Consider the following 15,927-nt stretch of genomic DNA (forward strand, 5'->3'; position numbering starts at 1 on the left):
CGGTTTCAAACCAACCGACGGCGGAACTTGTGCGTTACCCGTGCCCGCCGCCGTGAGCAGAAGCAACGTTCCGGCCACGGCGCCGAAAAACAGCCGAACCACGAATCGCATTGGGACGTCCCTCCCCGGTGTGTGCTCGCTGTAGCATTCCGGACCAGTCGGATAACGCAAGTAGGGGATGCCCAATGGGACGTGTCATCGCGGCGGGGGTTGCGTTGGGTTTGTGCTTGCTCGTGGGTGCGCCGCCCGCGTCGGCCGACTCCGGGTCACTGCGGCTGCAGGTGTCGATCGACCAGCGGCCGATCGAGGACGCGACCGTCCCGATCGATCCGGCGAGCCAGGTCGAGTTGCAGGTCGTGGCGACCAACCCCGGTGTCGCGCCGGTGAAGGTCCGCAGCGTGCGGCTCTCCGGCGTCGCGCTCGCGCTGACCTTCTTCGCCTACGACACCACCGCGCCCTTCGAGGTGCCGGCGCGCGGGTCGGTGTCGCGGACGTTCGTCCTCGACCTCGGTGACCTGGCCGGGCAGGCGACCGGGCTGCTGCCGTCCTCGGTCGAGCTGCTCGACGCCGGGCGCGTCACGCTGGGTGAGGCGACGACGGTCGCCGACGTCCGCGGGTCCTTCTGGTCGGTCTACGGCGTCTTCGGCCTGGCGATGCTCGTGCTGACGATCCTCGCCTGGGTGACCGCGCTGCTCGCGCTGGCCCGGCACCGGCTGGCGCCCAACCGCTGGCGCCGCGGCGTGCGGTTCCTGCCCGCCGGGTTCGGCACCGGCCTGGTCGCGGTGATCAGCCTGTCGGTGCTGCGCCTGGTCCCGCCCGAGCCGGCGATCGAGATCCCGGTGGTGCTCGGCATGGCGGCGATCGCGTTCCTGCTCGGCTACCTGACCCCGCACCCGGCGGCCCCGCCCGCGGAGACCGAGAGTGACAAGACGGTCCGGCTTCCGCTCCCGTCGACGCAGGAATTCACCCGATGAGCGCACCGGCCGAGCTGGTCGCCGCCCTGCCGCAGTACGACATCGGGGAGTCGATCGGCGAAGGCGGCATGGGGGTCGTGTTCGCCGGAGTGCACCGGACGCTGGGCCGCAGCGTCGCGATCAAGCAGCTGCCGTGGGACGTGCTCAACCACGCGGCGAGCAGCGAGCTCTTCGACCGCGAGGCGCGGGTGCTGGCGAGCCTGGACCACCCGCACATCGTGCCCGTGTACGACTACGTCCGGACCGGCCGCGAGCACCTGCTGGTGATGGAGCGGCTCGACGGCGGGACGGTGCACAGCCGCTTCCACGGTGGTGGCGTGAGCGGCGAGCAGGCGTGCGCGATCGGGCTGGCGATGCTGGCCGGGCTGCACGCGGCGCACCGGGCGGGGGTGCTGCACCTCGACGTCAAGCCGCGGAACCTGCTGTTCAGCACGCAGGGCGTGGTGAAGGTGGCGGACTTCGGCATCGCCCGGGTGATCAGCGAGGGCGCCACGCTGGTGACGCACGGTGGCGAGATCCTCGGAACCCCGGCGTACATCGCCCCCGAACAGGCGATGGGCAACGCGCTCAGCCCGGCGGCCGACGTCTACGCGGCGGGGACGGTGCTGTACGAGCTGCTGTCAGGCCGCCTGCCGTTCGACAACACCCGCGGCGCGATCAGCATGATGCGCCAGCACATGTTCACCGACCCGCAGCCGATCGCCGGGGTACCGTCGCCGATCGCGGCGGTGGTGATGCGCAGCCTGGCCCGCGAGCTGGACGCGCGGTACCGGGAGGCGGAGTCGTTCGCGGCGGACCTCGCGGCGGCGGCGACGGTGGCGTACGGGCCGGGCTGGCTGGAGCGGTCCGGGGTGCCGGTGCTGCACCTGACGCCCCGGGTGATCGCGGGCCTGAACTCGGCGACCGCACCGGCGCATCCGGCGGAGGCCCGGACGCGCCCGGTGTCCCGGCCCGGGGCGACGCTGGTCGGAGCGCCCGCCGAGGTGGGTGAGCCGGGGTGGCCGGGCGCCGACGCGCCGGGCGCCGGGCGGCCGGGTGGCGCCGGATCGGGTGCCGGGGTGGCCGGCGGCGAGTGGCCGGGTGGCGCCGGTTCGGGTGCCGGGGTGGCCGGCGGCGAGTGGCCGGGTGGCGCCGGATCGGGTGCTGGGGTGGCCGGCGGCGAGTGGCCGGGTGGCGCCGGTTCGGGTGCTGGGGTGGCCGGCGCTGGACCGGGTGGTTCCGGGCGGGCCGGTGCCGACGCCGGCGCCGGGTGGTCCGGCGGTGCGACCGGTTCCGCGCCGGACGAGTCCGCTTCCCAAGCCGCCGTGGTGTGGCTGCGGCTGGCGGCTGCGGCGGCCGCGGTCGTTCTCGTCGTGCTTGCCCTGCTCAACCCCGCACGGCTGCCGCACCAGGTGTCCACCGTGACGCTCGGGGGTGACTCCGCCGCCGCGCCCGTCGAGGTCGATCTCAGCAAGCCTGTCGTGCTGACCGGGCCCGGCCAGCCGGGCCGCGTTGCGCTGGCGCTTTCCGCCGCCGGGATTCCGCTCGGGTCCGCGTCCGCCGAGGCGAAGCCCGAGGGCAACGGCTTCAGCGCCGAACTCACCCTTCCGGGGGTTGCCCGGTGGATCGTCGGGGGCGCTGTCACCGCCGAGGTGCGGACCGACTCGGCCACGCAGACCTTCACCCTGCTCACCAGCCAGCACCCCCTGGCCAGCGCGATGGGCGCGGGCAGTCTCATCCTGGCGCTGTTCGCCCTCGCCTACCTCGAATCGGGGTTGCGGACGATCCGCAACGGCCACCGCTGGCGGGGCGCGGCAGTCGGCGGCCCCGTGCTGGGCCTGCTGTTCGGCGCCGCGGTGTGGCTGTGCGTGTCCGTGCTGCGGGTGCACGAGCCGTCGCCGGGGTTCGGGGCCGGGTGTGCGGTGGCCGGCGCGGTGGCGGCCGGGCTGGTCGTCGCGGCGGCGCGGCGCCGGGCGTCCACAGTGGTCAGTCGACCATCCGGACGGTGACGTGCGGGCTGTAGCTCTTGCGCCGGCTCCACCCCAGCTCGGCGCACAGACTCAGCTGGATGGCGCGGTCCGCGGGCGCCCAGTAGCCGGTGCGGACGAAGTAGCCCTCCATCGTGTTCAGCGCGCCGAGGCTCTTGCGCGCCGAGCACATCTCCCAGCCCCACTGGCGTCCGGTCTTCTCGACGCCGTTGCGGCGCACGGAGATCCGCGGGTTCCCGACCGCGCGGATATCGGCGTCGCCCTCGGAGACGTAGACGACGCCGTCGATCTTGTAGAACCGGTTGTTGTCCAGCAGGGACACCTGCCCGGAGAGGGTGATCCCGACCCGGGCGCCTTCGTCGCCCGTGAGCGTCCAATCGAGACAGTATTCCTGGACCGGGAGTTCCAGCGACTGGGTCATGACGAGTTTCCCCTGTTCTCACTGAGCGTCCCTTCCAGAAGATAGGGATTTTCCGGACGCCGGGAAGGTCTTCGGGCGATCTTCACCCGAAGCGGTTCCGGCGTCGGATGCCTTGGCGCGCATGGGTTTTCAGGCGATGGAGTGACTAAAGGCGCGGCCGGGTGGTCTCCGGCGTGCCGATCACTCTGCGTAAGGTAAAGGAACCATTACCTTCGCCGGGACGTTGACGAGGCATGAGCGAGCCCACTGTCATCGAGCTCGGCCGGCGCGACCTGCTCGTCGTGGCGGGGTTGCCGGGAGCGGGGAAGACGACCATGCTCCGCCACGCCGCCGCCGGGCTGCCGGTGCTGGACTCCGACCAGGTGCGGGAGAGATTGGGGGCGCTGGTTCCGGCTCTGCCGTACCGCTGGTACCGGCCGGTGGTGCACGCGTGGCACCGGGCGCGGATCGTCGCGCGGGCGCTCGGTGAGGACGGGCCGGTCGTGGTCCACGAACCGTCGACGCGGGCTTCTACTCGGGCGTTGCTCGCGCTGGTCGGGGCGGTCAGCCGACGGCCGGTGCGGTTGTTGTTCCTGGACGTGCCCGCGGAGGTGGCGCTCGCCGGCCAGGTGAGTCGGGGGCGGGTTGTCCGGGCTCGGTCCTTTGCCCGGCACGTCCGGCGGGTGGGGAAGTGGCGGGCGGGGTTGCTGGCTGATCAGGTTCCCGCTGGGTGGCGGAGTGTTCAGGTCATCGACCGGGCTCGGGCTTCGCGGGCTCGGTTGGTGGTTGCGGGGGTGATTCCTTGCTGGGCATGTGAAAAGCCGTCGTAAGGTCGCCTGGGGGTCCTCCGCCGACCCGGACGCCGGATTGTTCAGCGGCCGGCACGCCGTGTCAAGGCGGGAAAAGCGTGCCTTGACACGGCGTGCCGGCCGCTGAGGCGGCTGCGTATCGGGTCGGCAGGGGAGTGTGGTCGGAGGGGTGCCGGGGTGGCGGTGGCGCCTGGTCGTGGGGCCGCCGAGCGGCGGGTTGGTGAGGCGCCTGGCGGCGGGTTTGTGCGGCCGCCTGGCGGCGGCTGGTGCGTCGGGCTGGGGGTCGGTCCTGCGGCGAACCCTTCCTTTTGGTCTGGACAACTTGCGTATTGGTCCAGACAATTAGGGCCTCCCCTCGACTGGAGGACCGATGAGGCGTTCCCGACTTTCCGCCATCCTCGCCGCCTTGCTGCTTGCCCTCTCCGGGCTTCTCGCCGTCCCGGCCGAGGCCGCCAACCTTCTCGCCAACCCCGGGTTCGAAGGCGGCTCTCTCTCCGGCTGGACCTGCGCCAACGCCACCGCCGTGAGCACGCCCGTCCACTCCGGCAGCTATGCCCTCGCTGGGACCCCCGTCGGGGCCGATTACGCTCAGTGCTCGCAGACCGTTGCCGTTCAGCCCAACACCAGCTACTCCGTCTCCGCCTGGGTTCGGGGGAATCCCGTCTACCTCGGTGTCACCGGCGGCCCCTCGACCTGGTCGGGCAACTCCGGCTACAACCAGCTCCAGCTCACCTTCACCACCGGTAACCAGACCTCCGCCCAGCTCTACCTCCACGGCTGGTACGGCGCCGGTACCTACTACGCCGACGACGTCGTCTTCGACGGCCCCGGTGGCAACACTCCCGGGACCCCCTCCTCACCCGGCGCGCCGCAAGTCACCGGCGTCACGACCAGTTCCATCGCCCTGAGCTGGGCGGCAAGCACCGGGACCGTCAGCGGGTACCGCGTCTACGAAGGCTCCACCGCCGTCGCCACGGTCACCGGTACCAGCGCCACCGTCGGCGGACTCACCCCCTGCACCACCCACACCTACACCGTCGCCGCCTACAACAGTGCCGGTGAATCACCTCGCAGCCCCGCCGCCACCGGGAGTACCGCCGGCTGCGTCGATACCGGCCTGCCCAAGCACGCCCTCGTCGGCTACCTGCACGCCAGCTTCGCCAACGGCTCCGGCTACGTCCGGATGGCCGATGTCCCCTCGGCCTGGGACATCATCGATCTCGCCTTCGGGGAACCGACCTCCGTCACCTCCGGGGACATCCGGTTCACCCGGTGCCCCGCCGGCGAATGCCCGAACGTCGAGAGCGACGCCGACTTCATCGCCGCCATCAAGGCCAAGCAGGCCCAGGGCAAGAAGGTGCTCATCTCCATCGGCGGGCAGAACGGCCAGGTGCAGCTGACGACCACCGCCGCGCGGGACAAGTTCGTCAGCTCCGTCTCCGCCATCATCGACAAGTACGGCCTCAACGGCCTCGACGTCGACTTCGAGGGGCACTCGCTGTCGCTCAACGCCGGGGACACCGACTTCCGGAACCCGACCACGCCCGTCATCGTCAACCTGATCTCCGCGCTGAAGACGCTCAAGGCCAAGTACGGCTCCGGTTTCGTGCTCACCATGGCGCCGGAAACCTTCTTCGTGCAGGTCGGCTACCAGTTCTACGGCGGCTCGGGCGCCGGTGACGCGCGCACCGGCGCCTACCTGCCCGTCATCCACGCCCTGCGGGACTCGCTCACCGTCCTGCACGTCCAGGACTACAACTCCGGCCCCGTCATGGGGCTCGACAACCAGTACCACAACATGGGCGGCGCCGAGTTCCACATCGCCATGACCGACATGCTCAAGGCCGGCTTCACGGTGGCCAACACCGGGCAGTTCTTCCCCGGGCTGCGACCCGATCAGATCGCCATCGGGCTGCCCGCCGCCGTCAGTGCCGGCAACGGCTACACCTCGCCCGGCGATGTCCAGACGGCGGTGAACTGCCTGGTCAAGGGCAGTGGCTGCGGCTCGTACACGCTGCGCGGGGGCACCTCGCCCGCCCTGCGCGGGCTGATGACGTGGTCGATCAACTGGGACAAGTACTACGGCTGGGAGTTCCAGAACAGCCACGAACCGTTCCTGAACGCGCTTCCCTGACGCGGGCAGTGTGCCCCGCCGCCCGGGTGGGGCACACTGTCCGACGTGGTCAAGCCGGCGCAGGGCGAATCCGTGCTGAGCCGCGTCGTCCGGATCTTCGAGACCTTCGGGCCGGACACGCCCGCCCTGCGCGTCACCGACATCGCCCGGCGGGCCGGCCTGCCCGTCGCCACGGCGTCGCGGCTGGTCGAAGAGCTCGTCGGGCACGGCTGGCTGCGGCGCGATCCCGACCGGCGGGTGCGCGTCGGCCTGCGGCTGTGGGAGCTGGCCTCCCGCGCCTCACCGACCCTCGGGCTGCGCGAGGCCGCGATGCCGTTCATGGAGGACCTGCACGCCGTCGTCGGGCACCACACCCAGCTCGCCGTGCTGGAAGACCGGGAGGTGCTGTTCGTCGAGCGGCTCTCCGCGCCCGGGGCGACGCTCAACGTGACGCGGGTGGCCGGGCGGCTGCCGCTGCACGCCTCCTCGTCCGGGCTCGTGCTGCTCGCCCATGCGTCCGCCGACCTGCAGGAACAGGTGCTGGCCGGCCCGTTGGAAGCCTTCCGGCGGACGACGCTGACCGAGCCCGCGCGGCTGCGCCGGTTCCTCGCCGACGTCCGGCGAACCGGCTACGCGTTCTGCGCCGGCTTCATCGACGAAGAAACCACGGGCATCGCCGTCCCGCTGCGGGGGCCCGGCGGGGACGTCGTCGCCGCGCTGTCGGTGATCGTGCCCAACGACCGGAACGCGCGGGCGCCGATCCCCGCCCTGCAGGCCGCCGCGCGGGGCATTTCACGGGCGATGGGGAATTTCTCTCACTGAATGAGAATGCCGTAGTGTCGGGCGGGGCCGCCGATCCATGCTCGGGCTCTCCCGCGGGAAAGGACCTCCTCCAGTGCGCACCCAGGTCGTCATCGTCGGCGCCGGCCCGGCCGGGCTGCTGCTGTCCCACCTGCTCGGGCTCGAAGGCATCGACTCGGTGCTGCTCGAGCGGCAGACCGCCGAGTACGTCCAGGCGCGCATCCGCGCCGGCATCCTCGAGGCCGGCACGGTCGAACTGCTGCGGCAGGTCGGCCTCGGCGCCCGGCTCGACGTCGAGGGCATGGAACACCGCGGCATCCACCTCCAGTGGCCGGGAAACCGGCACCACGTCGACTTCACCGACCTCATCGGCCGGTCGGTGACCGTCTACGGGCAGACCGAGGTCACCAAGGACTTGATGGCGGCGCGGGAAAAGGCCGGCCGCCCGGCGTACTACTCGGCCGCCGACGTCACGCTCCACGACGTCACCGGCGAACCGCACGTGACCTTTGTGGACAGTGACGGCCGGGCGCGGCGGATCGACGCCGACGTCGTCGTCGGCTGCGACGGCTTCCACGGGCCGAGCCGCGCATCGATCCCCGAGCCGCGGGTCTGGGAGCGGGCCTACCCGTTCGCGTGGCTGGGCGTGCTGGCCGACGTCGCCCCGTCGACCGACGAGCTGATCTACGCCTGGCACCCGGACGGGTTCGCGATGCACAGCATGCGTTCGCCGCGGGTGAGCCGGTTCTACCTGCAGGTCGCCCCGGACGAAGACATCGCCGAGTGGAGCGACGACCGGATCTGGACGGCGCTGTCCGAACGGCTCGGCGTCCCGGGGTGGACCCTGGAAACCGGGCCGATCACGGAGAAGAGCGTCCTGCCGATGCGCAGCTTCGTGACCACCCCGATGCGGCACGGGAACCTCTACCTGGCCGGGGACGCGGCGCACATCGTGCCGCCGACCGGGGCGAAGGGGCTGAACCTGGCGGTCGCGGACGTCGCCCTGCTGGCCAAGGCGCTGACGGCGTCCTTCCGCGGGAACGACGAACTCGTGGCCGCCTATTCGGAGACGGCCTTGCGGCGGGTCTGGCGCTGCACGCACTTCTCCTGGTGGATGACCTCGATGCTGCACCGCCACGGCGACGACTTCGACGCCCAGCTCCAGCTCTCGCAGCTGCACCGCACGGTGACCTCGGCGGCCGCGAAGACCGAGCTGGCCGAGAACTACGCCGGCCTGCCCCTGTAGGACACCGGCAGCCGGACGGTGAACGTCGATCCGGCATCCACTTCGGACTCCGCGGTCACCGTCCCGGCGTGGGCCTGCACCAGGTGGCGCACGATGGCGAGGCCGAGCCCGCTGCCGCCGGTCTGGCGGCTGCGGGACTTCTCGGCCCGCCAGAACCGGTCGAACACGTGCGGCAGGTCCTCGGCGGCGATGCCGGTCCCGGTGTCCGCCACGGCGAGCGTCACATCGTCCACAGTGGACGAAACCCGGATCGTCACCCGGCCGCCGGACGGCGTGTGCCGGATCGCGTTCGTCACCAGGTTGCCGACGACCTGCCGCAGCCGCACCGGGTCGGCCTCCAGCGCGCAGTCGCCGGTGGCGGACACGGTGAGGGTGACCCCGGCCGCGGCGGCGCGGTCGGCGAGGGCCGCGGCGACGTGGCCCGCGAGCTCCGCCGCGTCGACGGGCTCGGGGTGCAGGCGCAGCTGCCCGGCGTCGGCCGCCGCGAGGTCCTGCAGGTCGTCGACGATGTGCTGCAGCAGCACGGTCTCTTCGAGCAGCGACGCGGTCAGGGCCCGATCGAACGGCAGGTGCCCGTCTTCGGCGGCCTCCAGCCGGCCGCGGATGACGTTGAGCGGGTTGCGCAGCTCGTGGGCGATGTCGCTGACCATCGCCTTGCGCTGCTCCTCGATGCGTTCACGTCGCGCGGTGAGGTCGTTGAACGCGGCGGCGAGGTAGCCGACCTCGTCGCGGGACTTCACCGGCGCCGGCCGGTCCTGCTTCGCGGCCTCGGTCAGGGCCCGCAGCGGGCGGGACAGCCGGAGCGCGACCAGCGCGGTGAGCGCGACGGCCAGCGCCAGCACGCCCCCGGTCACCGCGAGGATCCGGGTCAGGTTCTCCTTCGACAGCGTGAACGTCGGCAGCGGCGACCCGCCCGGGCCGAGCGTGAACAGCAGCGCCGGCGGCGCGACGTACGGCGTGAGCTGATCGCGCCGGGCCGAGTCGAGGCAGCCCTGAGTGGGCCGCTGGTCGGGGACGTCGCGAGCCTGCAGGTCGAGGTCCAGTTTCACCTCTCCGCCGCCCTGGTTCTGCAGGCAGCGGTTGACGGCCTCGTTCAGGCTCGTGAGCGCGGCCTGCTCGGTCGGGGTGGGGAAGGCCAGCTCGAACAGCCCGCACTTGGCCGCGTAGTAGCGGGCGGACAGCGGGTCGAGCCCGGCCAGCTGCGGCCGCCCGCTCGGTGAGTCCTGCACCTGGCCGGGGAGGCCGAGCGAGGCGAGGCAGGCGGTGGCCTTCCTGGCCAGCGCGGTCAGTTCCTCGCGTTCGGACGGCGGCAGCTTGAACGGGCCGACCGCGCGCGGGTCGATGCCGCTCGTCCCGGCCTGGGGCAGCAGCACCGGGTCGACGTGCAGCGGGTCGACCGACGCGGTCGCCTTGACCGGCAGGGTGACCGGCGCGCCGCCGGAGTCGCCGAGGACGTGCCGGTCGAGGGTGGTCAGCACGACCCGGCGGCCGGTCTGCTCCGACAGCGCCCGCAGCCGGGGGCCGACCTGGTCCCACGTGTGGTTCACCGCGGCGAAGCCGAGCAGCTCGGTGTAGATCGTCGCGTCGCCGGAGAGCGCCTGGCCCTGCTCCTGCTGGATCGCCCGGGTGGTCGTCTGCACGGCGAGCCACGCGGTCGCCGCGATGGAGGCGAGCGCGATGAGCAGCGAGACGGCGGTGAGCCGGACGACGAGACTGCGCCGGCGGGGGAAGCTACGTGTCATTTTCCGCCGTCAGCTTGTAGCCGACGCCGAAGACGGTCCGCAGGTACACCGGCTTCTGCGGGTCCGGTTCGAGCTTCTTGCGCAGGTTGAGCACGTGGACGTCGATGATCCGGGTGCTGACGAACCGGTCGTCGCCGCGGGTCAGCTCGAGCAGCTGGCGGCGGGTGAACACCCGGCCCGGCTGCCGGATCAGCGTCTCCAGCAGCTGGAACTCGCCGGGGGTCGTCTCGACCGGGCGGCCGCCGACCGACACCTCGTGCCGCACCGGGTCGAGCCGCAGGCCGCCGGCGCGCAACGCCGTGTCGGGCGGTTCGCGGCGGCCGGCGGTGCGCCGCAGCAGCGTCCGGACCCGGGCCATCAGCTCGCGCGGGCTGTACGGCTTGGTCAGGTAGTCGTCGGCGCCGAGGTCGAGGCCTAGCAGCAGGTCGTCCTCGGTGGCGCGGGCGGTGAGCATCAGCACGGCGACGTCGGACTCCTGCCGCAGGATCCGGCAGACGTCGAGGCCGTCGACCTTCGGCATCATCACGTCGAGGACCAGCAGGTCGGGCCGGTCGCGGCGGGCCTCGTCGAGCGCCGCCCGGCCGTCGGGGGCCAGCACCACGGTGTGGCCTTCGCTTTCGAGGTAGAGCCGGAGGACCTCGGCCTGCTTCTCGTCGTCCTCCGCGACCAGTACACGTGCGCACACGGCGTCGAGGGTAGGCGTCTTGACACCGCGGCCACCGCATCCTGACCGGATCTTCACACCTTGGCGCGGCCGACCCAGCCGCGGACGACGTCGTCCAGCACGGTGAGCGGCAGCTTCCCGCTGCCGAGCACGACGCCGTGGAACTCCTTGAGGTCGAAGCCGTCGCCGAGGGTTTCTTCGGCGAACCGGCGCAGGCGCTGGATCTCGCGCCGGCCGGTCAGGTAGGCCAGGGCCTGGCCGGGCTCTTCGACGTACCGGTCCGCCTCGGACTGCACTTCGACCTCGCTGAGCACGGTGTGCGCGCGCAGGAACGCGGTGCACTGCTCCCGCGTCCAGCGCAGGGCGTTCAGGCCGGTGTCGGCCACCAGCCGGGCCGCGCGGACCGACTCCTCGGCGACCATGCCGAGCCGCATCAGATCGCTGGAGAACAGGCCCATTTCGGCGGCGAGCCGCTCGGTGTAGAGCGCCCAGCCTTCGTCGTAGGCGGTGACCAGCGCGATCCGCCGCAGCCGCGGGAGCCCGGGCAGCTCGAGCGCCAGCGACTCCGCGAAGTGGTGGCCGGGCACGGCTTCGTGGAACGCGACGGTCTCGGCGATGAACCGGTCGCGCGTGTGCACGTCGTGGGTGTTGGTGAAGTAGACGCCCGGGCGGGAACCGTCGGGTGCGGGCGGCATGTAGTACGCGGCCGCGGCGACCGGGGCTTCGGCGTCCGGCACCTTCTTCACGACGCACTCGGCCTTCGGCACGCGCGGGAACCAGCCGGGCGCGGCGGCGGTCGCGCGGGCGACGGCGTTCCGCGCGGTTTCGAGCATCTCCTCGGCGTCGCGCCAGCGGAGGCTCTCGTCGCTGCGCAGCCGGCGGCGCACCTCGGCCGGGTCGGTCAGCCCGAACACCCGGCCGCCGAGCTCGGCGTACTCGGCATCGAGCTCCGCCAGCACGTCCCGGCCCAGCTGGTGCAGTTCGGCGGGGGTGTGGCCGGTCGTCGTGTGCATGCGCACCAGGGCGGCGTAGTCCGCTTCGCCGTCTTCGAGCCAGCAGAGGCCGGACTCCTCGTCGGACCGGCCGCGGCCGGCGACCTCGGTGGCGAGGAACTCGCGGTAGCGGGCCAGCGACGGCCGCACCGCGCCGTCGACCAGTTCGTCGCGGCGCGCACCGAGCTCCTGGGGGAAGGGCGTGTCCAGCGCGAGGAACCGGTCGAGGAAGCCGATCGCGTTCCGCGCCATGCGGTCGACGGGCGGCCGCCCGCCGCGTTGCCGTTCGGCGAGGGCGCCGTAGAAGGCGGGGAAGGCGGCGAGCCGGGTCAGGAAGTCCTCCTCTGCCTGCGCGCCGGCGGGCTCGAGCTGCGGCAGGAAGGCCAGGTGCGACATGCCGGCGGCGTACAGGGGATCGGCGAGGGTGCACTCGACGAGGCGGGTGTCGATCCGGGTGATGAGCGCTTCGGCCTGCTGCACGACGACGCCCAGCGTCACGCGATCGGGGTCGGTGGCGGCCCGGGCCCGGTCGAGGATGCCGGCGGCTTCCGCGCGCAGGCGGGCGTGGCCGGGTTCGCTGGGGTCGGGGAGTTCGTGGTCGTACCCGGGGATACCGGCGTAGGTCGCTTCGAGGGGGGACCAGGTGGCCAGGACGTGGAGGAGCTCGTCGGCGAGGGTCACTTCTTCATCGTGCCGGAAACGAACCGGGCCGGGAGCGGATCGCTCCCGGCCCGGTCGCCGTCAGGTCAAGCTCGAACAAGGTCTCGCATCAGGATCCTTCGCCCCTTGCGGCACCCATCGCACGTTCGCGAACGACGCCTGGAACGGGCCGTCCGTGTACACCAGGAACGGGGTGTTGATGTGCTCGAAGTCCAGCCCGTTGTCGAAGCAGGACACCGGGATCTTCACCGTCGTCTTCGGGCCGCCCGCCAGGTCGGTGAACAGCTTGGTCGCGTTCACCTCGCTGAAGCACGGGTACACGCAGTGCATGCTGATCACCGTCCTATTGGCCGGGGCCTGCTGCACGGTCGTGTCGAACTCCAGCGCCGCGTTCGCGTTGAGGTAGCCGCGCAGGTCGTTGGTGCCCGCCGTGTTCTGCATGTACAGCTGGGCCGCTCCCGCCCCCGTCCAGGTGGCCTTCAGGCCGTCGCCCTGCACGTTGACGTCCGTCGGGACGACGTTGATCTCGGTGTGCGACGCCGTGCCGTCCGGGCCGATCACCGTGCCGCCCCAGTTCTCCGCCGAGCCGATCTGGCTCGTGTACGGCGGCACGTCGGTGCGGTCGTAGATCGACAGGTCCTCGGTCGCGGTCCCGCCGCCACCGGTCGCCCCGCAGGACGCCGGGCCGGACGTCTCGTCCAGCTGGCCGACCGTGACGCGCTGGCCGCTCTTCAGGCCGTAGCCCAGCTTGAACAGCGGGTCGTAGTCCGGCGACCACGGGTTGAGCGGCGACTGGCAGGCGCTCTTCGGCCACGAGTACGACAGCGTGCCCTGGTAGCCCGTGCCGTCCTTGCCCTTGACCAGCATGTCCGCGACGCCGCCGCCCTCGGTGCCGGGCAGCCAGGCCGCCACGAACGCGTCGGAGCGGTTGATCTCCTTGTTCATGTACAGCGGGCGGCCGCCGACGTACACGGTGACGACCGGGGTGCCCTTGCCGCTGACCTTGTCCAGCACGGCCAGGTCCTCGGGGTAGAGCCGCGCCGCTTCGAGCGACTTGCGGGTCAGGTCGCCGACACCTTCGGCGTACGGCGTCTCGCCGATGACCGCGATGACCGCGTCGAAGCCCTTCGGGTCGACGTTGCCGGTGGCGTCGAAGGTGACGTTGGCGTCGCCCAGGTTCTGCTTGATGCCGGTCAGGATCGACGTGGCGTTCGGGAAGTCGGCGTTCGTGTTGCCGGTGCCCTGCCAGCTGAGCGTCCAGCCGCCGGTCTGGTTCTGGATGTTGTCGGCGCTCTTGCCGACCACCAGGACCTTCGACGCCGGCTTGAGCGGCAGCACGTTGCCGTTGTTCTTCAGCAGCGTCTGCGACTCGCGGACGGCGTCGCGCGCCAGCCAGTTGTCCTTCAGCGCCTCGTCGGAGTTCGCGTAGGACCGGTCGGACGGCTTCTGCGACTCGAACAGGCCGTCACGCAGCTTGACGCGCAGGATGCGGGTGACGGCGTCGTCGATCCGGGACATCGGGATCTGGCCGCTCTGCACCTGGGCGACGGTGTTGGTGATGAACGCCTTCCAGTCGTTCGGCACCATCACGATGTCGATGCCGGCGTTGATCGCCTGCGGGCACGAGGAGTTCGTGCAGCCGGTGACCTGGCCGATGCCGTTCCAGTCGGACACGACCAGGCCGTCGAAGCCCATCTTGCCCTTGAGGATCTGGTTCAGCGCCTTGTCGCTGCCGTGCAGCTTGCCCTCGTTGATGCCGAGGTCGGCGTTGGTCCAGCTGTTGAACGACACCATCACGGTCTGGGAGCCGGCGGCGAGCGCGCCGTAGTAGCCCTGGCCGTGGATGTTGATCATGTCCGCTTCGGACGACGGGTTGACGCCCTGGTCCTGGCCCTTCAGCGTGCCGCCGTCGCCGATGAAGTGCTTGGCGGTGGCGATGACGCCGTTGTAGCCGATGCGCTTGGTGGCGCCGTCCTGGAGGCCGTTGATGGCCTCGAAGCCGTAGGAGCGCGTGATGCGCGGGTCCTCGGAGAAGCCCTCGTAGGTGCGGCCCCAGCGGTCGTCCTGGACGACGGCGAGGGTGGGCGAGAAGGCCCAGTCCTGGCCGGTGGCGCGGATCTGCCGGGCGGTGGCGCCGGCGACGTCCCGGACCAGGCACGGGTCGTGCGCGGCGCCGAGGCCGATGTTGTGCGGGAAGACGGTGGCGCCGTAGACGTTGTTGTTGCCGTGCACGGCGTCGATGCCCCAGATGACGGGGATCTTCGTGCGGCTGGTCTTGGAGGCGTTCCAGAAGGCGTCGGCGAGGTTCAGCCAGTCCTGCTGGGTGGCGTTCTTCTTGCCGCCGGGCCACGAGCCGCCGCCGTTGAGGACCGAGCCGATGGCGTACTGGCGGACCTCGTCGGGCGTGATGGCGGCGATCTCGGGCTGCGTCATCTGCCCGACTTTTTCCTCCAGGGTCATGCCCTTGAGGATTTCGGCGATCCGCTGCTCGTCGCCGGCCTTCCCCTTGAACCGGCTGTCGACCTTCGGCCAGTCCGCGAGGGTCGGCAGGCTCTTCTCGATCCGGGCGCAGCCGTCCTTGTCCTTGGCGGGCTGCCCGATGACGGGCTGCGGCGGCTCGGCGGCCTGGACGGGCGCCGCCTGGGCGACCCCGCCCAGCAGGCTCAGGCTCACCAGTGTGACGAGCGAACTTCGGCGCGCACGGGACCACGCGCGGGATCTTCTGGCCATAGGTCTGGTCCATTCTGCGATGAACGGCGGACCGGCCGATCCTCACCGGGCGACGGGGAGGGAGTCAATAGGTTTCGGGGTAGTTATTTCTCGACATAAAATAAGAGTCGTCCGGCGACCTGGTGACTTGCTGTCCTGTCTAGCTCTCGGCGGTTTCGGCGGCAAGGGTGCTTGCGGGCAGGGGTTTTGCCCGTTCGGCGGAGGTGCGGTGGTGAAATCGACGAATTCGGCCGCGCGGGCCTCAGCTCAGCACCGAGCCCGGCAGCTCCTCGAAGATCAGCCACGTCCGCGTCGACCGGACCCCCTCCAGTGCCTGCAGCCGCTCCAGGACCACGTCCCGCAACGTCGAGTTGTCCGGCGTCCGGACCAGCAGCAGGATGTCGAAGTCGCCACCCACCAGGGCCACGTGGTCCACGTACGGGATCTCGTGCAGGTCCGTCGCCATCGTGCGCCAGGACGTCTGCTCCACCGTCACCATGATGTACGCCGACGTCCCCAGACCCGCCCGGCGGGGATCGATCCGCGCGCCGAAGCCCGTGATCACCCCCTCCGCCATCAGCCGCTCCAGTCGCGCGTACGCGTTCGTCCGCGAGATGTGGAGCCGTTCCGCCAACGCGCGCACCGCCAGGCGGCCGTCCGCCGACAGCTCCGCCAGCATCGCCCGGTCGACGTCGTCCAGCGCCGGGACCGTTCGTCCCGGGAGACCCCCGTGAGCCAGGACACCCGTGGACGTTTGGTCACCGGAAGCCGGTGAAGGAGACCTTTTGTCGCTCATTTCCGCCAACCCTTGAACACAACGCCGCCGCGAACCACCATTTCAGCATCATAT

General features: G+C 71.4%; 12 protein-coding genes. 6 read left to right on the forward strand and 6 right to left on the reverse strand.

Translation table 11 applies throughout. From position 1 onward, the window contains the following. Positions 1-185 precede the first annotated feature (185 nt). Positions 186-974 carry a hypothetical protein gene (locus H5965_RS01265; protein ID WP_310967274.1) on the forward strand — a complete coding sequence of 263 codons (789 nt, stop codon included), beginning with the start codon at positions 186-188 and terminating at the stop codon, positions 972-974. Beyond that, positions 971-2,962, forward strand: coding sequence for a serine/threonine-protein kinase (locus tag H5965_RS01270; protein WP_310967275.1), 1,992 nt, complete (start codon positions 971-973; stop codon positions 2,960-2,962). Before H5965_RS01265 ends, H5965_RS01270 begins: the two co-directional genes overlap by 4 nt. Here the strand turns inward: H5965_RS01270 and H5965_RS01275 are convergent. Then, on the reverse strand, positions 2,940-3,362 hold the full coding sequence (locus tag H5965_RS01275; protein ID WP_310967276.1) for a hypothetical protein: 423 nt from the start codon (positions 3,360-3,362) through the stop codon (positions 2,940-2,942). The two genes, H5965_RS01270 and H5965_RS01275, sit on opposite strands and share 23 nt — an antisense overlap. A gap of 233 nt (positions 3,363-3,595) precedes the next feature. On the opposite strand from H5965_RS01275, the gene H5965_RS01280 reads away from it, so the two are divergent. The 4 genes from H5965_RS01280 (at position 3,596) to H5965_RS01295 (ending at position 8,310) form a co-directional block, all read left to right on the forward strand. Then, a complete protein-coding gene (locus tag H5965_RS01280) occupies positions 3,596-4,171 on the forward strand; it encodes an AAA family ATPase (protein WP_310967277.1) in 576 nt (191 codons plus the stop codon). 349 nt (positions 4,172-4,520) lie between these two features. Further along, entirely contained in the window at positions 4,521-6,284 is a 1,764-nt protein-coding gene (locus H5965_RS01285) for a glycoside hydrolase family 18 protein (protein ID WP_310967278.1), read from the forward strand. A 45-nt stretch (positions 6,285-6,329) separates the two neighbouring features. Beyond that, a complete protein-coding gene (locus H5965_RS01290) occupies positions 6,330-7,085 on the forward strand; it encodes an IclR family transcriptional regulator (RefSeq protein WP_310967280.1) in 756 nt (251 codons plus the stop codon). A gap of 73 nt (positions 7,086-7,158) precedes the next feature. Continuing rightward, on the forward strand, positions 7,159-8,310 hold the full coding sequence (locus H5965_RS01295; protein ID WP_310967282.1) for a 4-hydroxybenzoate 3-monooxygenase: 1,152 nt from the start codon (positions 7,159-7,161) through the stop codon (positions 8,308-8,310). Here H5965_RS01295 and H5965_RS01300 read toward each other — a convergent pair. The 5 genes from H5965_RS01300 to H5965_RS01320 all read right to left on the reverse strand — a co-directional run bounded on the left by H5965_RS01300 (position 8,289) and on the right by H5965_RS01320 (position 15,816). Continuing rightward, on the reverse strand, positions 8,289-10,052 hold the full coding sequence (locus H5965_RS01300; protein ID WP_310967284.1) for a HAMP domain-containing sensor histidine kinase: 1,764 nt from the start codon (positions 10,050-10,052) through the stop codon (positions 8,289-8,291). The two genes, H5965_RS01295 and H5965_RS01300, sit on opposite strands and share 22 nt — an antisense overlap. Beyond that, the gene (locus H5965_RS01305) at positions 10,042-10,737 is read right to left on the reverse strand and encodes a response regulator transcription factor (protein WP_310967286.1); all 696 of its coding nucleotides are present in this window, start codon (positions 10,735-10,737) and stop codon (positions 10,042-10,044) included. The genes H5965_RS01300 and H5965_RS01305 overlap by 11 nt, the downstream gene beginning before the upstream one ends. 53 nt (positions 10,738-10,790) lie before the next feature. Continuing rightward, positions 10,791-12,389 carry a DUF885 domain-containing protein gene (locus H5965_RS01310; protein ID WP_310967287.1) on the reverse strand — a complete coding sequence of 533 codons (1,599 nt, stop codon included), beginning with the start codon at positions 12,387-12,389 and terminating at the stop codon, positions 10,791-10,793. Between the two features lie 60 nt (positions 12,390-12,449). Further along, positions 12,450-15,041, reverse strand: coding sequence for an exo 1,3/1,4-beta-D-glucan glucohydrolase (locus H5965_RS01315; RefSeq protein ID WP_310967289.1), 2,592 nt, complete (start codon positions 15,039-15,041; stop codon positions 12,450-12,452). A 298-nt stretch (positions 15,042-15,339) separates the two neighbouring features. Continuing rightward, positions 15,340-15,816, reverse strand: coding sequence for an Lrp/AsnC family transcriptional regulator (locus H5965_RS01320; RefSeq protein ID WP_026468482.1), 477 nt, complete (start codon positions 15,814-15,816; stop codon positions 15,340-15,342). Between the last annotated feature and the right edge of the window lie 111 nt (positions 15,817-15,927).

The sequence above is a fragment of the Amycolatopsis sp. 505 genome, from assembly GCF_031625235.1.
In the GTDB taxonomy this organism is placed as follows: Bacteria; Actinomycetota; Actinomycetes; order Mycobacteriales; family Pseudonocardiaceae; genus Amycolatopsis.